Below are 22,098 nucleotides of genomic sequence, written 5' to 3'. Positions count from 1 at the left end.
TTTTTATTAAAGGAATAAAAAAACTCTTGCCTGCATAGGCAAGAGTTTTTCTCTTATGAGTTTATTTAATTCCTAACACACGGTTAACTCTCTTACGGAGCATTTTCATGCCACCACCGCCAGCCTGGAAGTGTCTAAGCTTTCCTTCTTCATCGAAAACATAATATGCAGGTACGTATTGATTTTCGAATGCATCTGTAAGCTTGTGTTGGTTATCCACAAAGATCGGCTGGGTTATATCGTGCTCTTTTGCTACTGCCTTAACATCATCCAAATCTAAATCTTTTTCAGAACGTGGCATGTGAACAGCAATTACATTCAATTTATCTTTATATTCATCACGGAATTCATTCACATTTGGCATTGCCTCTTTACATAAACCACAGCTAACTGACCAAAAATGAATAAGTGTTGGTTTGTTGCCGATTAACTCATCTTTTTTAATCGGATTACTATTAAACCATTCTGTTGCGCCTTCTAATTCAGGCATTTGATCTCTTAACTTCATTTAAAAACCTCCTGCTGTTCAAATTAAAAGAAGCTGGTTGAGATAAAGAGAGTTTCTTTCATCTATAAGAAATCTTCTTCACAAACCAGCTCCTTTATCATTTAAAATTTATATGCTGTAACATATAAAGTGTTACAGTAACTTAAAGTGTTTCTTGTCCAGGCTTCCAGTTTGCAGGGCAAAGTCCACCTGTTTGAAGTGCTTGAAGCACACGTAATGTTTCATCAACATCACGGCCGATATTGTTATGGAATACAGTTTGATATTGAAGTTCTCCTTCAGGGTTAACGATGAATAATCCTCGAAGTGCAACCCCTTCATCTTCAATAAGAACACCATAATCTTGAGAAACTGCGTGGTTTGTGTCTGCTGCTAATGGATATTGAAGCTCACCTAATCCGTTATCATCACGGGAAGTGTTAATCCATGCTTTGTGTGTATGAATTGTATCAGTAGAAACACCGATTACTTCAGCATCCAAGTCTTCAAACTCATCGTATCTGTCAGACATTGCAGTAATTTCTGTTGGACATACGAATGTGAAATCCATTGGATAGAAGAAAAGAACTGTCCATTTATCATTTTTCATATTTTCCTCTAAACTAACTTTACCAAATTCCTTATTAGGCATAACTGCATCCATTTCAAAACGTGGTGCTTGTTTTCCTACCATTCTTTCTGCCATGAAAAATCCCTCCATTAATAATAACTATTATCAAGTGTTAATTATAAGTAAACTTCTTTATAAGTTCAACTAATAGGCTTCATAATCTGACAAAGTCATACATTTGTCACAACAACTTGACAATCAGATCATAATTTATATTACCTATTCTCAATTATATCTAACTATTTGTTCTTCCTAAAATAAATTACTTAAAAGTAGAGCATACTAGTTTACTTAAATGTGACAATTTATCTGTAGACGAAAGAAAGGCTTTCCTTAAGAAAGCCTTTCTTCTTTCATTGTAGCCTGTCATTTACCATTTGTGTTATCGCATCAGCTGTTTGTCCTTGAGCGTTTATTACTGATCCTGCTATGCTGGTTGTTGACATGCCCATCACATCTTTATCTTGACCAGAAATCACACAACAATCACAGTATGCTGCATCATCACTATTTCTTAGCGTAACAACTTCATGCCCCATTTCCATCAAAGCTTCTTTGACGTCTGTAAGTGTTTCTTCTACACCTATACGCGCCATACAATCTCCTCCTATATATGAATATTCATATATAGTTTCTTCAATAATCTTAAAGATATTCTATGACTACGAAGAGAGAGACTGAATCATCGCACTTACAGATTTTACGCCAACTTCTAATGCTTTTTCATCTGGATTAAGCATTGCGTGATGCAATCCATATGGAGAGTCTACCCCGAGCCAAAACATAAACCCGGGAATTTCTTTCAACATATAACCAAAATCCTCGCCAGTCATTGCTGCATTTGACTCTTCAAAATGAATACCTGATGCTGCCATTGTTTTAATAAATGTATCTACATATATTCTTTGATTATAAACTTGATAATAGTTAGAACCATAATCAATTTCAATAACACAATCAGAGCTTACTTCGAAACCTTTAGCCATTTTTTCAATTTTATCTTTGACAATTTGTATTGTATCGGGGTTAAGTGTCCGGATGGTTCCTTCCAGCCTAGCTGTTTCAGCAATGGCATTCTGTACAAATCCACTTTCCATTTTTCCAATGGTTACAACAGCACTTTCCAATGGGTCAATTGTTCTTGAAACTACTTGCTGTAATTGCACAACAAAATTACTTGCAGCGACTGTCATATCATTTGTTAAATGAGGATAGGCTGCATGACCACCCTTTCCCTTAAAATCAATAAATAATTCACTCGTATTAGCAAATAGCAAGCCTTGTTTACTGGATACCGTGCCAACTGGAAGTTCTGGAGCTATATGTAACGCAAAAATTACATCGGGCTTCCATTGTAGAAATTCATTGGAATTCATTAACGGTAATGCTCCACCAGGACCTTCCTCAGCTGGTTGAAAAATAAACAACATGTCATCTTTTATGGGCTGATCAATAATAGACTGCAATGCTCCTAAGGCAATAGTCATATGAAAATCATGTCCACATGCATGCATCTGCCCATGATGTGTAGATCTAAATGTAAAGTCTGTTTTCTCCGTAATTGGCAATCCATCTATATCACATCTAAAGCCAATCATTTTATCAGGTGAGAACCCATTTACTTTTACTAGAATACCTGTTTTCCATTTCTGAACTGTTACCCGTTCTGTCTTCATTGCATCTATTTTATCTAATAAATATTTTTGTGTTTTCTGTTCCTGAAACCCTAACTCTGGAATCTGGTGAAGATCTCTTCTAATATTTTGCAGTTCGGAAAATTTCATGTCTTTTATCCTACTTAATCATCCAGTTTACGAAGTTCTTGTTTAATTTCTGTTTTTGTTTTTGTGTTTTCATCTATCTCTTTTAAGACTTTTGCCGGTGTTCCTGCAACTAACGTGTTCGGGGCAACATCTTTTGTAACAATAGCTCCTGCAGCTACAATTGCTCCTTTTCCAATTGTAACTCCTTCGAGTACAACTACATTTGCTCCAATTACTACATCATCTTCAATAACTACAGGCTTTGCAGATGGTGGCTCAATAACTCCTGCTAATACCGTACCAGCTCCTATATGACAGTTCTTTCCAACAGTAGCTCGTCCGCCAAGAACCGCATTCATGTCAATCATCGTACCTTCTCCAACAACTGAACCGATATTAATCATGGCACCCATCATGATAACACAGCCATCTCCGATCTCAACTTGGTCACGGATAACAGCTCCAGGTTCAATACGTGCATTAATCCCTTTAAGATCTAATAAAGGAATAGCAGAGTTTCTACGATCATTCTCTACCACAAAATCACTAATATTTTCTTTATTTTCATCAAGAATTGCAGCTATTTCTTTCCACTCACCAAATAACACACCGCTTTTACTCTCCACAAAAGCTTGAACGTTCTGACCAAAGTCTATGGCACCAACGTTTTCTCCTTTTATATGTACCTTTACTGGCGTGCTTTTTTTACTATTAGAAATAAAACTGATTATTTCATTTGCATCCATCATTTTCAAGGTTGTTTCCTCCTCGTAATATAATATGTACTACTTTAGCAAACTAAAAGTATAGTCGCAATTAATAACCAATCATATTGATTAAAATATTAATTAAGAGAAATCCTTGCAAGCAGCAGCAAGGATTTCAAAAGTTACTTATTCATATTTAGAAGTATATATATTCTTTTTAAGTTGCTTTAGGATTGCTCTTCGGGTAAGAATACCATCGAAATACCCTTCCTTATCAGCCACACAAACAAAAGGATGATTAATTACAGCATTTAATCCTTCCATCAACGTCGCTTCCTTAGTTAAACAAGGAATATCTTCATTTAAAACTTCTTGTACCCGCATTGTAGATAACTTTTCGAATTCAAACCTTTCTAATCCTAAAATCTGATTTAAGATAATTGTTTTACCTATTGTACCTACTAATTTATAAGTGGAGTCCAACACTGGAACAGCCGAATATCCTGATTTAACTAAAACTAATAAAGCATGTTCTAGTGGGTTATTTATTTGGACATGCGCAACTTTTTCTGAAGAAATCATTAGATCCCCTACTAAAACTTCAGTTAATTGCATATTTCCTTGATCTTGTATCATACTCAATTCAAACGCCCCTTTACACACGTGATACCTATTTCGGTATATCCATATTTTGTCTGTGTAACTCTCCCTTAGTTTACCATAGAAGAGAAAAAAATTGAAAAATCATGAGATGTGTTTTAATATATGTGCATATGACCATATATTAAAGGAGTGAAACAATGCCTATATACCATCCGCTTGAGGAACAATTAATTCATGAAGTGACACAGACATTTAAAGCTCTCTCTGATCCTACACGTATAAAAATACTGCATTTATTATTTTCCGGCGAACAGTCTGTAACTGAAATTGCCGAGAAACTGCATATGAACCAATCAACCATATCGCATCAATTAAAATACTTAAAACAGTTATCTCTTGTTAAACATCGACGATTAAAGACCAGATATTACTATTCACTAGATGATTATCATGTTATGAACTTAGTAGAACAAGCAATTGAACACACTAAACATATATAAATCAGGAGGTTTTTACATTGGGACATAACCATAGTCATGATCATGGACACCACACAAATAACAAAACTGCACTTCTTTGGAGTTTTATTATTATTTTTGGGTTTATGATTGTAGAAGTTATAGGAGGTTTCCTAACCAACAGCCTGGCATTATTATCAGATGCAGGACATATGCTTAGTGATGCAGCAGCTTTAGGCTTTAGTCTTTTAGCGTTTAAAATCGGTGAGAAATCAGCATCTTATTCAAAAACTTATGGTTATAAACGTTTCGAGATAATCGCTGCTTTTGTAAATGGTATTACACTTATAGCCATTTCCTTGTATATATATTATGAAGCATATCAACGTTTTCTTGAACCTCCAAATGTCAGTGCAAGCATGATGATTATTGCCTTAATTGGCTTATAGTAAATATCATTGTAGCTTGGATGTTAATGCGCGGTGATTCTAAGGGAAATTTAAATATAAGAAGCGCCCTCTTACATGTGTTTGGCGATTTGTTGGGATCAATCGGGGCTATAATTGCAGGTATTCTCATATTAATATTCAACTGGAATATTGCAGATCCTATCGCTAGCGCGGTTGTTGCTACTCTAATAATTATCTCTGGTGTTAGAATAACTAAAGATGCCGCTCATGTGTTGATGGAAGGCAAACCTTCTAATGTCGATATTGACATGCTATATAAAAAACTAGAAGAAATTAGTGGCGTACAAGAAGTGCACGACCTCCACGTATGGTCCATAACTTCTGAATTCCCGGCAATGAGTTGCCACCTTGTTGTTAAAGATTCTGTAGAAAGAGATGAATTACTGAAAAAAGCCACAGAGTTAATCATGGAAAATTATGATATATCTCATTGTACAATACAAATTGAAGGAGAAAATTTTAATCGTATGGAATGTGACAGCTGTTTGTAATTATTCTCCGCATCAAATTAAGCTAGCGGTAAAGTAACTCTCTGAAAGCCTCTATACCATATATATGTTCTATATGCTTAAAAGATGCAAGAAGTATAGAACAGTTATACAGTCAGTTGTTTTGTTTTAAATGTAAATCATCCAAGTAAGATTTGGATGATTTACGCTTATTTGCTAATTATTTAAAATGGAAATTTATTTAACCATTGTCCTCCATCCATAGTAATAACTTCTCCATTAATGTAAGCTGCCTTTTCAGATAACATAAAAGCTGCCAGCTCTGCTATTTCTTCTGGGGTACCGGTGCGGCCTAAAGGTATAGATTGAAGTGTGCGCTCTACTGCTTTTTTTGATTCGAAAAGCTTTTCAGCTCCCCCAGTTCGTTCAATGGCTCCCGGTGCAATAGCATTTACTCTAATCCCGTACTTTGTTCCCCATTCTACTGCCAAAGTTCTGGTCATATTTAATACCCCTGCCTTAGCAGCTGATGAATGAATTACTCCCGCCCCCGCATTCCAGGCATATGTAGCTACCATATTCAAAATAGAACCTTGCTTTTTTTGATCAATCCAATACTTACCGACTTCTTTGCTACAATAGAAAGTTCCATTTAAAACTATATCAATAACAGAGTTCCAACCATTTACGGACAATTCTTCTGCAGGACAGATAAAGTTCCCTGCAGCATTATTTACCAAATGATCAATAGTACCAAAGTTTTCAACAGTTACCTCAACCATTTTTTTGATATCCTCTGGGCATCTGACATCAATTGGAATGTGTATAAAACTTCCTTTGGATGCCTTTAACTCTAATTCTTTTTTTGTTGTTATTAACTTTTCTTCATTTCTTCCAGTTAGAACTACATTTGCTCCCTCGAGCCCAAAACGTTCTGCCATTGCTTTACCCATACCACTAGAACTTCCGGTGATTACAACGGTTTTATTTTCCATATGATCCCCCTTCTCTGATATTATTATCAATAGTATAATTAATAAGCAGTAAAGTCAAAGAACAAACTGACAATTAAGATAATTACACTTTAAGATAATTGATTAAAAAAAATGATATACTAGAATCTTAGTATTTATGAAGGGTTGGAAGGGGCATGAACAGGCGTTCTTTTTTAAAAAAAGCATTTGGAAGTGTTATTACACTCCTAGGCTTAACAGGCGGGACTTATTATTACGCAAAAGAATTAGAACCACAAATGTTAACAATCAGCGAGCATGAAATCTATTCCAACAAAATTACAGCCGCTTTCAATAAATTTAAAATTATCCAGTTTTCTGATACACATCTTGGTTTTCACTATACACTTAAACAATTGGAAGAATTAGTTAACAAAATAAACCAAGAAAATCCTGATCTTATTGTATTCACCGGTGATTTAATTGACGAACCTGATAAATACATCCCTAATAGCCACCTTATTCGCCTATTGGGCAGTTTGGAGGCAAAATTCGGTAAGTATTGGGTGTATGGTAATCATGATCACGGTGGTTATGGAACAGATATGCTAAAAGAAATTATGAATCAAGCAGATTTTAAACTCCTAAAAAATAGTCATACTATCATAAAAAATAACAAGGAAGAAATTGTACTTGCTGGTGTTGATGATATTATGCTAGGAAAACCTGATTTAAATAAAACTTTGGCCAATACAAATAGTAGTCTCTTCACAATACTGTTGGCACATGAACCTGACTATGCAGATGTTACAGTAAATCATCCTGTCGATGTACAGTTGTCCGGTCACAGTCATGGTGGTCAAGTACGCTTTCCATTCATTGGACACCTTTATACACCTGCATATGCAGAAAAATATGTACAAGGTGAATACAAAATTAATAATGGCAGACTCTTATTATATGTTAACAGAGGAATCGGTACTACCCGCTTACCTTATCGTTTCTTATGCAGACCTGAAGTTAGCATTTACACTTTAAATAATGAAAGATGAACTAGGGTTTTGTTTATCTAGAATTTTCATGGCAATCTAAATATACATTAAAATAAATAATTGCTTTTTGTCCGCCACTTTTATTTTTATTCTTGCGCTGATCATTACTTTGCGATAGGATAAAGACAAGCTTTAAAGAAATAGATGAAAGGGGGAAGCATAAGGTGGATAAAGAGCATTTATATACACTGGCAAAAGCTTTATATACAATTAATCGACACGCCAAAACTGCTCCTCAGCCAAAACATTTGTATGAGATTAAAAAACAAGCAATAAATCAGCTGCTGAAAGAAAAATCAGCAATAAAAATAGGTCTTCATTTCTCTGAGCATCCGAAATTTAGTAATCAACACTCCACATTACTTGTAAAAGTAGCAGATTACTATTTTCACATTCCTCCTAGCAAGCAGGATTTTGAACAGCTTGAACATTTGGGCTCTCTTGATAGTGATTTTAGAAATCCGCAAGCCAAAATGCCCTTATCCCAAGCTAAAAAAGAGATCTATCAATATATAGGTTGGAAACGGCCCCCTCAAAAGAAAGATAGAAGGAAACAACAGCATTATTCTTCTTATTATACACCTTCCTCTTTAGGCAAAATGGAATGGCCACCAACAAAACCACACCGGAATTTTTAATTTAAAATGTTAATACCTTCTTATACATGTTTGAGCTAGACCTAAACAGGTAATATATAAACTATATAAGGAGGTAGAGTTATGGTTGAATTAGATGATTTTTTATACGATTTTCATCGATTTGCAAACGAAACACATAATTTGAAGGATAAATATGAAAAACTCCCCCCTGCTGAAAAACAAAGAATTATTGATGCGGCTCCAGAAATGATTAAGTCACCGAACGAACTATTCCATGCTATTTATACTTGGCTTGAACGTGTAGATAAAGAAATGAATATAACAGATAAAGACTAGAAGCGCAGTAATCAATACTGTGCCTCTAGTCTTTTTAAATTTGCTTTAAAGCTTTTCCTTCCAAAACCGAATACTATGGAGACAAAGTAATAACGCACCAAATCCCGCTAAGCATTGCAGACCTATTTTTAACAAGTCCGTTGCAGACACTGCCGGTAAATTCAGATATGAAGTTGAAAACATAATGAGAATTACAATTATTAAACTGCTAAGTATGTAATTAAGTAATTTTCTAGCTTGTAATTTTAAAGCCATATGAATAAATGGTTTTATTATACTATAGCAAATGATTGCACCGATAAATAAAAATAAATAATATATAAAATCATTTTCTCTCCCTACAAACGGCCACTTAAGAAAACTTAATAAAACATATGTCGAACCCATATGCCTCCTCCTCTTTTCATTTAATTAAAGGATACCTTCATTGTTTCCTCTAACTATAAATTTATACAATAAACTCAAAATAATCTGATATAATCGATCTATGGAAATGGGGGATAGAAAAATGAATAAAGCATTTTTATTAATCATTACAGGCGCAGCTCTGGGGAACAATTGGATGGTATGTCAAAAACTTATATTCATTCGGGTTTACCCCAATGGAAGTCGTTTCATTAAGAGCATGGACTTCGGCCCTTATGCTTGTAATTTTCTTGTTTCTCGTTTCACGAGATAAATTAAAGCTACACAAAACAAGTGACCTCAAATATTTTGTCGGTACTGGAGTTTTAAGTATTGTCTTTTTTAACTATTGCTTATTTACTGCAATTGAATTATCAACTATACCTGTAGCAACTGCTTTATTGTATACTGGGCCAGCTTTTGTCACTATTATGTCATTTTTTATTTTTAAAGAAGCTTTAACAAAAGTAAAGCTCCTTTCTTTGCTTATTACATTAGTTGGAACGTGTCTGGTAGTTGGAATCTTGCCTGTAAATGTAGGTTCAATACATATTGGTAGTATATTATTCGGTTTGGGGGCTGGACTAGGATATGCTATGTACAGTATTTTCAGCAAGTTTGCATTAAGAAAATACTCAAGCCTTCAAATTACAACATTTACTTTTATTGTTGCCGGTATAAGCTTACTGCCTTTTTTTCCATATAAAGAAAAGCTTCATATATTACTAAACCCTAATGTTCTTCTCTATGCGTTTGGACTCGGGCTCCTCCCTACTGCATTTGCATATATAATTTATACATATGGATTACAACAGACCGAGGCATCCAAAGCTTCTATATTAACAACAGTTGAACCTGTTGTTGCTACACTATTAGGCATATTTGTTTTTCAGGAGCATTTCTCTATTATCCAGTTACTTGGGATGACTTGCATTATTGGTGCAGTAATTCTCATACAGATCTTTACAGCTAAACCGCATCAACAACTTTCTCCCTAATGGCAATCAACTTTATTTGCCCTAAGTGACCTGCATCACAGAATATTCGCTAGCTTTGGGTTATTCTTTACTTACATTACTGAGTGGGAGGCAAATAAGATGCAAACATTTACAGTGGAGCATACACCAGCTGAGATAGTAAAAATTTTCCCTAAAGCAAGTGACCTTTTTAAAGAACGACGGATTGATTTCTGCTGTGGTGGTGACAAACCATTAAGTGAAGTTTTTCAAAAAGATAACATAGACAAGGACCAGGTTCTATCTGAATTAAATATAGCATACCAACAATGGAATAAAGAAAACCATGAACTTGTAGACTGGGATTCTCTTCCTTTATCAGACTTAGTGGATCACATTGTATCTAGTCATCACACATATCTAAAAAAGGAGCTTGCACCATTAGGTGAATTTGTGACAAAAGTGTATAGAGTTCACGGTTCAAACCAACCTCACCTTAAACAGCTTTATCGAACCTACAATGAATTTAGAATGGAAATGGAAGAGCACATGATCAAAGAAGAGAATGAAGTATTTCCTCTAATTAAGGAATACGAAAATAATCCATCTGAAAATTTGAAAGCACGTATTCATGAAGCAAACGGTGATTTAGAAGAAGAACATGAAGCTGCAGGAAAACTATTAAAAAGCATCAGAGAAATTACTTTTGACTTTACCCCACCAACAGATGCATGTAATTCTTACCGAATTACGTATGCCCGTTTAGCTGATATCGAACAAGATACATTCCAGCATGTTCATTTAGAAAATAACGTCCTGTTTAAAAGACTTTGAATACTGGATTTATTAGTATATTTAAGTAAATTAATAGTCAACTGCGAAATAAAAAAAGGATTGGGCGCGTCCCACTCCTTTTTGCTTTGTTTAAAAATATAAAACTATACTTTGTTTCGTTTTTTCTCCACCATTGCAGCTTGTTTAGCTTCTAACCGCATTTCAAGCTGCATAACCTCCTTTTCATTTCTTAATAACTCTTGTTTATTTTCCTTCACTAATTGCTCAAAGTTTAATGTTTTTGGTCTCATGTGATACACTCCTTTTATACATTCAATCATATTATACCCTTATTTTTGTGTAATTACTCATAATTGTTTGAACATTTTATAACATTTTAAATTTTATTTTTTTGGAGGATGAAAAATGGAGTATTTATTGAATAAAAAAATTCAACAGATTGAGATATCAGGAATTCGTCAGTTTTTTAATTTGGTATCCGGAGAGGAGAATGTTGTATCTTTAACCATCGGCCAACCGGATTTCCATACTCCTAAGCATGTAAGAATGGCTGCCAGTCAAGCATTAGCTGATAATAAAACGACGTATACACATAATGCAGGAATTATAGATCTTCGGAAGGCTATCTCTAAATTTAACGAGGAAAAATATCATCTTCTATATAATCCGGAGAATGAAATTATAGTTACTGCTGGTGCCTCGCAGGCTATAGATATTACATTCAGAGCTATCCTTAATCCAAATGATGAAGTGATACTACCGGGGCCTATTTATCCAGGCTATGAACCTTTAATCAAATTAGCTGGAGCTACACCAGTATATGCGGATACTACTAGTAATGGTTTTAAACTGTCAAAAGAGATTTTGAAGAGACATATCAATGAACGTACAAAATGTGTGGTGCTCCCTTACCCTTCTAATCCCACGGGTGCTTCTTACACGACCACCGAATTAAAAGAACTTGTTTCTATTTTGAAAGATAAAAATATATTCGTTTTAGCTGATGAAATATACAGTGAATTAATATACGAGGAACCTCACACATCAATTGCTAGTTTCCCTGAAATGAAAGAAAAGACCATTGTAGTAAATGGTGTTTCCAAATCCCATTCTATGACGGGCTTTCGTATTGGATATGTGCTTGCGCCAAAATGGATCTCAAATCACATGCTGAAGGTACACCAATATAACGTTTCCTGCGCTTCCTCCATTAGTCAATATGCAGCATTAGAAGCTTTAACCAATGGAAAAAATGATGCAATTCAGATGCGTGAAGTATATAGAAAAAGAAGAGACTATGTTTATAGCAGGTTATTATCCTTTGGCTTAGAAGTAGATTGTCCAAAAGGGGCATTCTATATTTTTCCGAAGTTTCCTATTACGGAGATGAATTCATTTGATCTTGGAATAGATTTGGTAAGGAAAGGGAAAATTGCTTTAGTACCGGGGAGCAGCTTTTCGCCACTAGGTGAGGGTTATATGCGATTATCCTATGCATATGAACTTAATACCATAGAAAGAGGCCTTAATCGACTGGATGATTATTTGCAAAAAGGTTATTTACGTTGAATGTTTTTTATTCAGCAATCTTACTTTTATGTTCTAGCTCATTATAAATGTTAAGTAGATGATCCAATTCCTGACTAATAGCAACTGAATCCGTATGGGTAAAACCTTTTTCCAATGCTACTTCAGTCATTTTATGACGCAGGAACTCTATACGTTTTAGTAAAGTATTGGTATTCATTGGATTAGCTTGCCGCCTCCTTTAGTTTAATTAAAAGAGCATTGTTACATGGAATATTTAAAGAATATGTTTTTATGCTTCCAGCTTTCCTATAAAATAGCTACTTTGTTCTCTGAAGTGGCTATTTTTAATGCTCAACTTCTACAAAACATAGGCAAAAATAACATACAATTTAACTATTAGTGACAGTTTACACTCGAATATATGTTCCTGTCAACACTAATGACTTTATATATAATTGGGAATTAGTATCTGCTACTCGAATACTTGGTATCTCTATGCTAATATAATATAGTAATGTTTTAAATTCGGAAAGGATGTCTCCAGTGACAGAAGGTAAAAAGAAAAATGAATGGCTTGAATGGATTAAAGCAATCATAATTGCAGTCTTAATTGCGTTATTTTTAAGAACTTTTATTTTTGCTACTTCTATAGTGGATGGTGAAAGCATGTATCCAACACTTGAGAATGGAGAAAGAGTAATATTCAATAAAATCGTCTACTTACTCGATGAACCTGAGCGTGGGGATATCGTTATAATAGAAAGACCATTAAAAAACTATGTAAAACGAGTAATAGGACTGCCTGGAGAAACCATTGAAATCAATGGTAGTAATTTATTAATTAATGGCAAGGAAGTTAAACAATCTTATCTAACAGAGGAAGCATTAAGACAAACTGGAAATTACGGACCAATTGAAGTACCACCTGACAGTTATTTTGTTATGGGTGATAATCGGGCAATAAGTAAAGATAGCAGGAATGGACTGGGGTTTATTGAAGAAGGAAATATAATAGGACGTTCGGAGTTTATTATATTTCCATTTGATGAATGGTCTATGACAAGGTGAGGTCAGACATTAGTCTGACCTTGTGTTATTTTTCATTATCAAAAAGACAATAGCCTATATTTAATGCAAGAATACCAAAGCAGATAATTCCAAAAGCTGTTTCCCACATATTTTAAGCACCTCTCTTTCAAATGGTGATGTTCAAAAATCTCTTACTATTTAAATAAATTAGTGCTTTAACTCCCTCTCTATCATACCAATATCTTTACCCTAAATAAAGTAGAAATATGATAAAATAGCATTAATAAATAATTGCATCAGAGTTATTTTAAATATTAAATTACTCTATTTTCAAGCAAAGTTCTTAAAAAAGGCAGGTAAGTTTATGTTTCATTGCCCATATTGTGGTACAAAAGTAAAAGAAGGTGAAAACTTCTGTATAAATTGCGGGAAACAACTTCCAACTGATATGGAGGAACGTTTCTCTATTAAAAAGGAATTCAATCAATTGTGGTTGCTCCCTATTGCTGTGGCCATTTTTTCGGTATTAGCTATTGGGTTTTATTATCTTATATTAGAGACCCAAGAAGGAAAAGCAAAAGAACTGTATGAAAAAGGCGAGCGAGAAGCGATGAATACGAATTATGAACAGGCGAAATCCTTCTTTGAAGAAGCGCTTCACCATAAGAAAAATTTTAATCAAGCTGAAATATCCTTTAATTTCATGGATATTGCTATCCAGGTTGAGTCAACCCTTGAAGAAGCATCAGATTTGTCGAAAGAAAATAACTACCAGGAGGCTGTGACGCTAATCAATGAGTCTGAAAAAAAATTACAAAACTTTAAAGGACCTGTTGTAAAAAATGTCATCACGATGATCTCCGAGAAAAGAAATCAAGTGAAAATAGAACAGCTTAACAGCAACTTAAATAAAGACCCTTCTATAGATGAATTAAAAATATTACTGTGGGAAGCAGAAGATATAAAAAACGAAGAGGCAGAACAAATTACTTCAGAGATACGTGACCAAATTATAGACTACACTTTTACAAAAGCTAGTGAGCAAATGATGATTAGTCATTTTAATGATGCAGCAGCGATTGTTCAGGATGGAATGAAATATGCCCCTGATTCCGAAAAACTAAAAAGTCTGCAAACTACGATCGATAAAGAGCAAACTGCTTTTGAGACTGCACAACAAAAAAGAATGGAACAAGCTATAAATATGGCTAATGAGGAGAAGCAGATAAATAAAGATGACGCGATCAAGCTCCTCTCTGTAAAAAGAGAAAGTGATCATCAAGGTAATTTAGTAGTTAAAGGGAAGGTGAAAAGTGTTGCCACCATACCTATTAACTCCATCTTAATAAAATATTCTCTTCTCTCTGAAAAAAATGAAGAGATTTTGAATAATGAAGTATATGTATACCCCGACAAGCTTCTTCCAAGTGAAGAAGGAAAGTTTGAATTCACTCATTTTGATATTAATAAACCTGCAGAAGGTTTCACCATACAGGTTAACAATATTACTTGGTATACAGATTAAATAGCAGCCAGAGAGGAGAAGTTATGAAAAAAATTGATTTAAAACCAGTTATTCTATCTGCTCTACTCCTTTTTACCGCTTTTATAATTGCATTCAGTTTATATCAAAAATGGAGCGGAACAGAATTGACTATTAATAACCCCGCAGTCACTAAAGTAACAACAGAATCAAAACAGCTAGATTTAAAAACAATTATCCACGAGGCTGAAAAAAGTGTTATACAGATTGAGGGGCAGAATGATTTCAACACAATAACAGGCTCTGGTTTCCTTTTCAATGACAAGGGTGACATCATTACAAATGCTCACGTCATTCGTGATGCAGATGTATTGTATGTCAGAACTGCCAATGCCCAAATTTATCCCGCAGCGGTTGTTGGGGTAGGAGAAGAAAAAGATGTTGCGGTTATTCGAGTTCCACAATTAGCAGATCAAAATTTAAACGTAGAGGAAAACAGCACCGTAGAAATAGGCGATGAAGTAATCGCCCTAGGAAGCCCTCATGGATTTCAAAATACAGTGACTTTAGGAATTATATCAGGTACGGACCGTAATTTTTCTGTAGATGGTTTCGATTATGAAAATGTTTATCAAATATCCGCACAAATTACACATGGAAATAGTGGCGGGCCTCTTATTGACAGAGAGACGGGAAAAGTTATTGGCATTAATTCCGTAGGTACTGAAGATGGATTAATTGGCTTTAGTATTCCAATGAATGAAGTTCTTTCGGATATTAAAAAATGGTCCAATGAAATGCAAAACACTCAGCTGGATTTTACGACTACCGCGGATATAATACGTTCTCAAAATGATGAGCAATTCGTACAGGACGCTGAATATTTAATTGAATATTTTTTGGACAGTGTTAATATAAGAGATTATATAAATGCGTACTCTCTCCTTGGGAGCAATCTACAAACAGAAAACACGTACGCTGAATTTAGAGAAGCGTACATTAACATAGTAAACCTATCCTACTCTGAGCTTGAAAGTAAACCGACTGAAAATGACCAAATCAGCACAAGCACTACATTAAAAATAGAACGTAAAAACCAGAAAAAGGATACCCAAAAAGAGTTGAAGTCATTAAAATTGAATTTCTTGGTTGGTTATGAAAATGATCAACTTAAAATTGTAGATCTCAAGAAAACCGAATTATAGATCACTATAATCCTCTCTTTATTAAATAAAGAGAGGATTACTTGTAACTAAGCAAAACGTCTATACCGTTTCCGTATTTATTACATAGGCTATAAGTGAAAGAACAGGAGGTGAACAATATGGGTTACAGTTGTGGAGGCGGATATGGCAATAACTTTGCGCTAATAGTTGTGCTTTTTATCCTTCTAATTATTGTAGGTGCAGCTTTTTACTGTTAAGTATGAATAGCTTGTGCTATAGGCTTATAGCACAAGCTACTTTGTAATTTTATACTCTTTCTATACTTTCTTATCGAAAAGTTATACCACTAATGAAGTTAATAACTATCCAATAATAATCTTTTCCTTAGGGAAATGATATTTACCACTTTTTTTGTTGCTCTTAAAAATAAATAGTAACGAGATGATTCCTACCCTTCCAATAAACATCAGAATCATTAAAACTATTTTGCTAAAGGTAGTTATTTCACTTGTTATTCCTAAGGAAAGTCCAACAGTTCCAAATGCAGATGTAACTTCAAATAAAATCTGTGTTAACGAAAATGGTTCAACGATCGTCATAATAAGTACAGAGAAAAAAACCAATATAACTGCCATCATTACCACAGTCACCGCTTTAAGAAGGTCTTCTTCATATACTTCCCTCTTAAAAATTCGAATGCTGCCTCCACCTCTTGCATAGGTGATAATAAATATAACTGCCAATGCAAAAGTTGTCGTTCGAATTCCTCCACCAGCACTACTTGGAGAAGCTCCAATAAACATTAGCAACGACATAAAAAGATGGTTCTGCTCTGTTAATTGACTTACATCCATGGTTGATAATCCACCACTCCTCGTAGTTACAGCCTGAAAAAGGGCGTAGAAAAAAGATTCATGCCAGGTTTTTCCAACGAAAAAATTGTTTATATCAAACAGGTAAATAAATATTGTTCCAATAACAATAAGAATAGCAAATGTGCTTGTAGTAACCTTTGTATACAGACTAAAACGCATAAATCTTTGATTATCCGACTTGGAAAATATGTATTCTTTTACTTCAATTAAAACTGGAAATCCAATAGCACCAAAGATAATAAGTAGGATATTAATAAACTGGACAAAGTAATCATCTTTAAATGGAATTAGCGACTCGCCAGTTATGTCAAATCCACCGTTCGAAATTGCACTAATTGTGCCAAAAAAACCGTTTAAATAAGCCTCTTTTGCTGTCGGAAAATATTGAAGGTAATAGGTACCTAATACGATAAATCCAATTAATTCTATAGTCAACAATACGTACACTATTTGTTTTATTAACCGTACCATTCCTTCAAAAGTATGTTGATTTTGGTCTGTCATTATTAGACGTCTTTCCTTTAAACCGATTTTTTTACCTAAAAAAAGCCAAATAAAAGTACCAATTGCCATAACACCAACTGCGCCTAATTGAAGAATCAAAGCAAGCAGAATTATTCCGGTTGTACTTAGAGTATCCGCAATCGTAATAGAGCTTAAGCCGGTCACACTAAGAGCACTTACTGCTGTGAAAACAACATCAATAAAAGGAATTTTCACCCCTTCTTGATAAGCAATAGGTAGTGACATGATGGCTGTTGAAAGTAAAACTGCCAAAAAGTAAAATATTAACAACACCTGTACAGGTGTCAATTTATTCATCCAATATAAAGATGGATAACGAAGTTTCATAGCTATTCTCCTTATTTCATGCATTCATAGTTCCTATAAATTCTCATATCATTATACCAGTAGCTTTTTAAAATTGCTCAAATTTTTCTTTTTACTGTATTTACTGCACTATATTAAAACGAATAAATGACCCTATTAAAGGGTCATTTCAATAATATATGCTAGGTTAGCTCTTTAAACTTTTTAATTAAGTTTTTTCCTTCGTATCCTTGTTCAACCAATTTGACAAGCATCTCTTCAATTTTACTTTTTTGTCTGTCTATAATTGTACCAAGAAACAGTACATTCATGTCTGAACCGATCTCATTAATACTTACAATAGAAGTGATAAAAGTTGCATAATCATTACTTTCTTTTGTAATTTTAACTTGAATCATAATTTCATCTCTTATTTCTTTCATACGATTAAATAATGATAAATAAGAATGGTCCACATAAGCTTCTATTGTCCATTGATTGCGTTCGTCCTCACGATTAATAATCAGACCATCTTTTAATTCTATGCTATGCTTTTTAATTTCTTCGCCTTCCTGTTCAAGGATTTCCAATGATTTTAGTTTAAAGGTTTTCAATGCCTTCCCCCTCACCTATCCACCGATATACGACATCTCAATTTTTTTGCGATTTGTATTTTTTTGCTCCATCCGTTCATCTGAATAGCGATCTTTTCTTCTTCCCCAAAGTGAAGCCAACTCATCTGTAAGTTGCTCTCCTTCAAGTCCATTTCTAATCTTCTCTTTTATATCAAAGCCTTGAGAAGCAAACAAGCAAGTATAGAGCTTTCCATCTGCTGACAAACGGATCCGGGTACAAGTACTACAAAAAGAATCTGTAACAGAAGAAATTACACCGACTTCTCCACCACCATCTTTATATCGAAAACGAGAAGCTACTTCTCCATAGTAGTTTTCAGTGGCTGATTCAAGGGGGAGTTCTTCATTAATCTTAGAAACAATTTGTTTCTTGGAAACTACATTATCAAGATCCCAGCCATTATGGTTACCAACATCCATAAATTCAATATAGCGTAAGATAATATCTTTGTCTTTAAAGTACTTTGCCATTGGAATAATTTGACTTTCATTCATTCCTTTTTTAGCAACCATATTTATTTTCACTTGTAAACCTGCTGCTTTTGCTGCTTCAATACCTTTTAAAACAGGAAGTGTACCAACAGCTCTTCCATTAATCTGTTTAAAAACCTCGTCTTCTATTGCATCCAGACTTATGTTAACGCGTTGAAGTCCTGCTTCTTTTAATTTGTGAGCTCGCTTGGGTAATAATATTGCATTAGTTGTTAAAGCGATATCAGCAATCCCAGGGATTTCATATAATCGAGAAATAAGCTTGTCCAAATCTTTCCTTAGCAACGGCTCTCCACCAGTTATTCTAATTTTCTCTACACCAAGCTGGGCAAACGCCTCCGCCAATTGTACTATTTCGTTAAAACTTAATAATTCTTCTTCTGGTAGAAATGCATAATCATTTCCAAAAATTTCTTTTGGCATACAATAGGTGCATCGCAAATTGCATTTATCTATTACAGAAATTCTAAGATCTTTTAAAGGGCGTCCCAGATGATCTTCGATTGGTACTCTATTATTCACAGGAATCCTCCTTCTACAATCAATTGAAATCCTGTTGTCCTTCATAATTATTTAATAATAAAATTTCAACTTCATCTCCTATTTTAAACCCTCTTGTCCCGCCTGGCAACACCATGAGACAATCAGAATATGCCAATGAAGTGACAACATTTGATTTATCAATACCAGCTACCTTTGTATAAACTTTCCCATCCTTATAAACAACGTAACATCTAACAAATCTGGTAAAGGGGTTAGGCTTTGGAAATTCATCAGCAAGTGTTGCTTTTATTCGCTTTAAATAAGGTGTTGTACTAAACTGACTGGCTTGAATAATTGGTCTTAAGAACAGTTCGCCACCAACATAACACGCTGATGGATTCCCGGATAAACCAAACAACAACTGATTTCCCAGCACTGCAACTGTAGTTACACTTCCTGGTCGCATTGCAATTTTGTTAAATAGTACCTCTGCACCTAACTTTTCATATATCGCTGGCATAAGATCAAAATCACCTACGGATACGCCGCCGGTTGTTACCAAATGATCTACCTCTTCAAGCGCTTCTTTGATCGTTTCATAACTCGATTCGAGTTCGTCTGCCAACTTTCCTAAATATTTTGGAGTTCCTCCTGCTCTTTCAATTTGGGAGGAAATCATATAAGCATTTGAATTTCTGATCTTTCCAGGTCTTAATTCCTCATCTACATCCAATAATTCTGTGCCTGTGGCAATAATTCCGATAACTGGTTCTCTAGCAACTTTGACGCTGCTATAACCAAAAGTTGCCAGGGAAGCAATTACACCAGGGGTGATGATAGTTCCTTTTTCAATAAGTACCTCCCCCATTACAACTTCAGAACCCTCTTTAATTATATTTTGGCCCATCTCCATTTTTCGTTTTAAAGAAACGTACGTTTTATCATCTTTTTTATACGTTTTACATATCTCAAACATAGCTACACAATCTGCGCCCTCTGGAATTTGTGCCCCAGTCATAATTCTGGTTGCCTGATTATTATGTAATTTTTTAGTTGGTACCTGACCTGCTCCTATATGTTCAACTACTTCAAATTCAATTGGTGACTCTAAAGAAGCTTCATTTGTGTCTATAGAACGTAAAGCAAACCCGTCATAGGGAGATTTATGAAAGGAAGGTACATTATTTGTTGCAACAACCTGTTGAGCCAGTCTTCTTTGATGGCTATTTTCAATAGGTACTTCTTCCACTATCCCTTTACTTGCATAGTTCATTACTTCCCTAATTGCTTTTTCTACAGGAATTGGTTTGCGAATCTCGACCATAATTAAAACCTCATTTCCAGTTCTACTTCTATACTTAAAGTGTAACAAATCTAATGGTCAATTGATATCAATTATATCTTAAAGCTCTATTTATATAAGGTTTGGTTTCAAAAATTATTGGGTACATATTTATTAATGATAACTAACTACAGAGGGGTGTAGATATGAATGAGATATCTTCTTATCAAATTTATCTAAATAACAAAATTCCGACAAAAGACATTATTAGGATCCATCAACTTGCGGTAGAGAGTAGTTATAATATTTACTTATATCGAGACAGCGCTATAGCAGACGCAAGAAATTTACCCAAGCTTATTTCATTCTTTTTTCTAAGTAGCAAGAAAAAAAGCATTAAACTTATTATTGATGGAGAAGACGCCAAAAATTGTTATAAAGAAATTAAACAAATTCTTGATAACCATATCGAAGCTCAGTTACGAGCAGAACATAAAGTCTATAATAACCAGTCAATCGTTGTTTAATTGTTACTTACATCTAACTTAGCGAACAAAAAATTAATTAAATGACCCATTTCACACCACTATAACGTGGTGTTTTTTATTTGGCTACAATGTTCCCGTCTTTCGGAACAGTTCACTCCTACTGCGTTGTAAATGAAGCTACATTAATTACTTTACAACAGTTGCATGAAGTTCTTACATTTATTAAATCACTCTATTGAGTAAAGGTTAGTTAATTGCATAAACTGTGATCATTAAATTCTTCATCCAAACACTCTACATAGTTTTATGAACAGCCGATATTGGAAGAATATAGAAGTATATTTCCTGCTTTAAAAACCAACCTAAATAGTGTTGATATGCATGATAAAGGAGGAAGACAAATGACTGTTGGAAGCCAAGTAAAACAAACAATTGCCGGGTTAAAAAGTGCACAAGCAAGTTTTGAACAATTTGCCTTGCAAACAGAGAATAAACAAGCGAAGCAATTGTATGAAAATGCCGCTCAGCAGACGATGACAATTTTGCAAAGTGTTGAGCCTAGAATTCAACAGCTTGAAAAAGAAGAACCTCAATATAAAGGTTTTTAATAAGAGAAAACAGAATCAGGGATGTATGGGGAAAGCCCATCTCCCTTTTTATTACATGAATGGATGAGTGAACAAGATGAAAAAGGTTAAACTATTAACAATTGTATTATTAACTATAACTTTATTCGCCTGCAACAGTAACAATGCATTAGAGCCAACAAATAAAAATAATCATGTCGAGCTCACTAAAATTTCCACTAATCAAGCGATAGATCAGCATGCTTCAAATGAAGCAAAAGAATTGTTAAGTAAATATAAAGAAATTATAAAAGTTAACGCTGTTAATACAGAGAAAGAGTTAATCGCTACAGTGGAGGTTAGACACCAAGCTAGACTTCAATTAAGTGAGATACGTAAAAAACTTAAAAATAAACTTGTGAAAAACTTTCCTGACTACAAGATTGAGCTATCAACTGACAAAAAGTTAGTCCTTGAAGTAGAAAAAGCAGAAAAACAAATTGAAGAGAACAGTTATACTTCTAAAGAATTAAAAAAGAAAGTAAAAGAATTAATTGAACTATCTAGAGAACAAACATAGAAAGAGGGATTTGGC

General features: G+C 34.3%; 28 protein-coding genes and 1 pseudogene. 15 read left to right on the top strand and 14 right to left on the bottom strand.

Annotated features, from left to right (window positions below):
* Window positions 1-61 precede the first annotated feature (61 nt).
* The 6 genes from JCM12304_RS12650 to cbpB form a co-directional block, all read right to left on the bottom strand.
* The gene (locus tag JCM12304_RS12650; RefSeq protein WP_019376070.1) at window positions 62-508 is read right to left on the bottom strand and encodes a redoxin domain-containing protein; all 447 of its coding nucleotides are present in this window, start codon (window positions 506-508) and stop codon (window positions 62-64) included.
* Window positions 509-650: 142 nt separating this feature from the next.
* Window positions 651-1,193, bottom strand: a complete 543-nt coding sequence (locus JCM12304_RS12645) for a peroxiredoxin (protein ID WP_019376071.1) — start codon at window positions 1,191-1,193, stop codon at window positions 651-653.
* Between the two features lie 278 nt (window positions 1,194-1,471).
* Window positions 1,472-1,714, bottom strand: a complete 243-nt coding sequence (locus tag JCM12304_RS12640; protein ID WP_019376072.1) for a YkuS family protein — start codon at window positions 1,712-1,714, stop codon at window positions 1,472-1,474.
* 66 nt (window positions 1,715-1,780) lie between these two features.
* Complete coding sequence (locus JCM12304_RS12635) at window positions 1,781-2,902, bottom strand: N-acetyldiaminopimelate deacetylase (RefSeq protein WP_060680770.1); 1,122 nt, start codon at window positions 2,900-2,902, stop codon at window positions 1,781-1,783.
* Window positions 2,903-2,916: 14 nt separating this feature from the next.
* Window positions 2,917-3,636: a 2,3,4,5-tetrahydropyridine-2,6-dicarboxylate N-acetyltransferase gene (gene dapD / locus JCM12304_RS12630; RefSeq protein WP_019376074.1), complete on the bottom strand. Its 720-nt coding sequence runs from the start codon at window positions 3,634-3,636 to the stop codon at window positions 2,917-2,919.
* Window positions 3,637-3,774: 138 nt separating this feature from the next.
* The gene (gene cbpB, locus JCM12304_RS12625; protein ID WP_019376075.1) at window positions 3,775-4,230 is read right to left on the bottom strand and encodes a cyclic-di-AMP-binding protein CbpB; all 456 of its coding nucleotides are present in this window, start codon (window positions 4,228-4,230) and stop codon (window positions 3,775-3,777) included.
* A 158-nt stretch (window positions 4,231-4,388) separates the two neighbouring features.
* Between cbpB and JCM12304_RS12620 the strand changes: the two genes are divergently transcribed.
* On the top strand, window positions 4,389-4,691 hold the full coding sequence (locus JCM12304_RS12620) for an ArsR/SmtB family transcription factor (protein WP_060680768.1): 303 nt from the start codon (window positions 4,389-4,391) through the stop codon (window positions 4,689-4,691).
* A 17-nt stretch (window positions 4,692-4,708) separates the two neighbouring features.
* A pseudogene (locus tag JCM12304_RS12615) lies at window positions 4,709-5,610 on the top strand (cation diffusion facilitator family transporter).
* A 182-nt stretch (window positions 5,611-5,792) separates the two neighbouring features.
* Here JCM12304_RS12615 and fadH read toward each other — a convergent pair.
* Window positions 5,793-6,563, bottom strand: a complete 771-nt coding sequence (gene fadH, locus JCM12304_RS12610) for a 2,4-dienoyl-CoA reductase (RefSeq protein ID WP_060680766.1) — start codon at window positions 6,561-6,563, stop codon at window positions 5,793-5,795.
* A gap of 155 nt (window positions 6,564-6,718) precedes the next feature.
* On the opposite strand from fadH, the gene JCM12304_RS12605 reads away from it, so the two are divergent.
* From JCM12304_RS12605 to JCM12304_RS12595, 3 genes are all read left to right on the top strand, one after another.
* Complete coding sequence (locus JCM12304_RS12605; protein ID WP_060680765.1) at window positions 6,719-7,573, top strand: metallophosphoesterase; 855 nt, start codon at window positions 6,719-6,721, stop codon at window positions 7,571-7,573.
* 164 nt (window positions 7,574-7,737) lie between these two features.
* A complete protein-coding gene (locus JCM12304_RS12600; protein ID WP_060680763.1) occupies window positions 7,738-8,211 on the top strand; it encodes a YkyB family protein in 474 nt (157 codons plus the stop codon).
* A gap of 81 nt (window positions 8,212-8,292) precedes the next feature.
* A complete protein-coding gene (locus JCM12304_RS12595) occupies window positions 8,293-8,508 on the top strand; it encodes a hypothetical protein (protein ID WP_019376081.1) in 216 nt (71 codons plus the stop codon).
* Between the two features lie 45 nt (window positions 8,509-8,553).
* Here JCM12304_RS12595 and JCM12304_RS12590 read toward each other — a convergent pair whose 3' ends face one another.
* Window positions 8,554-8,895, bottom strand: coding sequence for a hypothetical protein (locus tag JCM12304_RS12590; RefSeq protein ID WP_019376082.1), 342 nt, complete (start codon window positions 8,893-8,895; stop codon window positions 8,554-8,556).
* Between the two features lie 215 nt (window positions 8,896-9,110).
* Here JCM12304_RS12590 and JCM12304_RS12585 point away from each other — a divergent pair, with 215 nt between their 5' ends.
* Window positions 9,111-9,911, top strand: a complete 801-nt coding sequence (locus JCM12304_RS12585; protein ID WP_256200830.1) for an EamA family transporter — start codon at window positions 9,111-9,113, stop codon at window positions 9,909-9,911.
* Between the two features lie 99 nt (window positions 9,912-10,010).
* On the top strand, window positions 10,011-10,703 hold the full coding sequence (ric, locus tag JCM12304_RS12580) for an iron-sulfur cluster repair di-iron protein (RefSeq protein WP_060680761.1): 693 nt from the start codon (window positions 10,011-10,013) through the stop codon (window positions 10,701-10,703).
* Window positions 10,704-10,807: 104 nt separating this feature from the next.
* On the opposite strand, the gene JCM12304_RS19125 is transcribed toward ric, so the two are convergent.
* A complete protein-coding gene (locus JCM12304_RS19125) occupies window positions 10,808-10,954 on the bottom strand; it encodes an FbpB family small basic protein (protein ID WP_019376085.1) in 147 nt (48 codons plus the stop codon).
* 115 nt (window positions 10,955-11,069) lie between these two features.
* Here JCM12304_RS19125 and JCM12304_RS12575 point away from each other — a divergent pair, with 115 nt between their 5' ends.
* Complete coding sequence (locus JCM12304_RS12575) at window positions 11,070-12,233, top strand: aminotransferase A (RefSeq protein ID WP_060680759.1); 1,164 nt, start codon at window positions 11,070-11,072, stop codon at window positions 12,231-12,233.
* A 7-nt stretch (window positions 12,234-12,240) separates the two neighbouring features.
* Here the strand turns inward: JCM12304_RS12575 and JCM12304_RS19120 are convergent, their stop codons facing one another.
* Window positions 12,241-12,411, bottom strand: coding sequence for an aspartyl-phosphate phosphatase Spo0E family protein (locus tag JCM12304_RS19120; RefSeq protein ID WP_019376087.1), 171 nt, complete (start codon window positions 12,409-12,411; stop codon window positions 12,241-12,243).
* Between the two features lie 326 nt (window positions 12,412-12,737).
* On the opposite strand from JCM12304_RS19120, the gene lepB reads away from it, so the two are divergent.
* The 4 genes from lepB (at window position 12,738) to JCM12304_RS19115 (ending at window position 16,129) form a co-directional block, all read left to right on the top strand.
* Window positions 12,738-13,262, top strand: a complete 525-nt coding sequence (lepB, locus tag JCM12304_RS12570; RefSeq protein ID WP_019376088.1) for a signal peptidase I — start codon at window positions 12,738-12,740, stop codon at window positions 13,260-13,262.
* Between the two features lie 325 nt (window positions 13,263-13,587).
* Window positions 13,588-14,748: a zinc ribbon domain-containing protein gene (locus JCM12304_RS12565; RefSeq protein ID WP_060680757.1), complete on the top strand. Its 1,161-nt coding sequence runs from the start codon at window positions 13,588-13,590 to the stop codon at window positions 14,746-14,748.
* Between the two features lie 23 nt (window positions 14,749-14,771).
* Entirely contained in the window at window positions 14,772-15,911 is a 1,140-nt protein-coding gene (locus JCM12304_RS12560) for a S1C family serine protease (RefSeq protein WP_060680755.1), read from the top strand.
* A gap of 119 nt (window positions 15,912-16,030) precedes the next feature.
* Window positions 16,031-16,129 (top strand): YjcZ family sporulation protein, encoded by a 99-nt coding sequence (locus JCM12304_RS19115; protein ID WP_157360463.1) that lies wholly within the window; start codon window positions 16,031-16,033, stop codon window positions 16,127-16,129.
* A 105-nt stretch (window positions 16,130-16,234) separates the two neighbouring features.
* On the opposite strand, the gene JCM12304_RS12555 is transcribed toward JCM12304_RS19115, so the two are convergent.
* The 4 genes from JCM12304_RS12555 to JCM12304_RS12540 all read right to left on the bottom strand — a co-directional run bounded on the left by JCM12304_RS12555 (window position 16,235) and on the right by JCM12304_RS12540 (window position 20,491).
* Window positions 16,235-17,599 (bottom strand): TrkH family potassium uptake protein, encoded by a 1,365-nt coding sequence (locus JCM12304_RS12555; RefSeq protein ID WP_060680753.1) that lies wholly within the window; start codon window positions 17,597-17,599, stop codon window positions 16,235-16,237.
* A gap of 161 nt (window positions 17,600-17,760) precedes the next feature.
* The gene (locus JCM12304_RS12550) at window positions 17,761-18,171 is read right to left on the bottom strand and encodes a YwpF family protein (RefSeq protein WP_019376097.1); all 411 of its coding nucleotides are present in this window, start codon (window positions 18,169-18,171) and stop codon (window positions 17,761-17,763) included.
* 15 nt (window positions 18,172-18,186) lie between these two features.
* Entirely contained in the window at window positions 18,187-19,206 is a 1,020-nt protein-coding gene (moaA, locus tag JCM12304_RS12545) for a GTP 3',8-cyclase MoaA (protein ID WP_019376098.1), read from the bottom strand.
* Between the two features lie 19 nt (window positions 19,207-19,225).
* The gene (locus tag JCM12304_RS12540; RefSeq protein WP_060680751.1) at window positions 19,226-20,491 is read right to left on the bottom strand and encodes a molybdopterin molybdotransferase MoeA; all 1,266 of its coding nucleotides are present in this window, start codon (window positions 20,489-20,491) and stop codon (window positions 19,226-19,228) included.
* Between the two features lie 164 nt (window positions 20,492-20,655).
* On the opposite strand from JCM12304_RS12540, the gene JCM12304_RS12535 reads away from it, so the two are divergent.
* The 3 genes from JCM12304_RS12535 to JCM12304_RS12525 all read left to right on the top strand — a co-directional run bounded on the left by JCM12304_RS12535 (window position 20,656) and on the right by JCM12304_RS12525 (window position 22,083).
* Window positions 20,656-20,976 carry a hypothetical protein gene (locus JCM12304_RS12535; RefSeq protein WP_019376100.1) on the top strand — a complete coding sequence of 107 codons (321 nt, stop codon included), beginning with the start codon at window positions 20,656-20,658 and terminating at the stop codon, window positions 20,974-20,976.
* Between the two features lie 362 nt (window positions 20,977-21,338).
* Entirely contained in the window at window positions 21,339-21,545 is a 207-nt protein-coding gene (locus JCM12304_RS12530; protein WP_019376101.1) for a DUF1657 domain-containing protein, read from the top strand.
* 76 nt (window positions 21,546-21,621) lie between these two features.
* A complete protein-coding gene (locus JCM12304_RS12525) occupies window positions 21,622-22,083 on the top strand; it encodes a hypothetical protein (protein ID WP_060680749.1) in 462 nt (153 codons plus the stop codon).
* Window positions 22,084-22,098 lie beyond the last annotated feature (15 nt).

It is taken from the genome of Virgibacillus halodenitrificans JCM 12304, assembly GCF_001310895.1.
Taxonomy (GTDB): domain Bacteria; phylum Bacillota; class Bacilli; order Bacillales; family Amphibacillaceae; genus Virgibacillus_Q; species Virgibacillus_Q halodenitrificans.
Note: the sequence above shows the minus strand (reverse complement) of the source record. Positions and strands in the feature narration are given on the sequence as shown.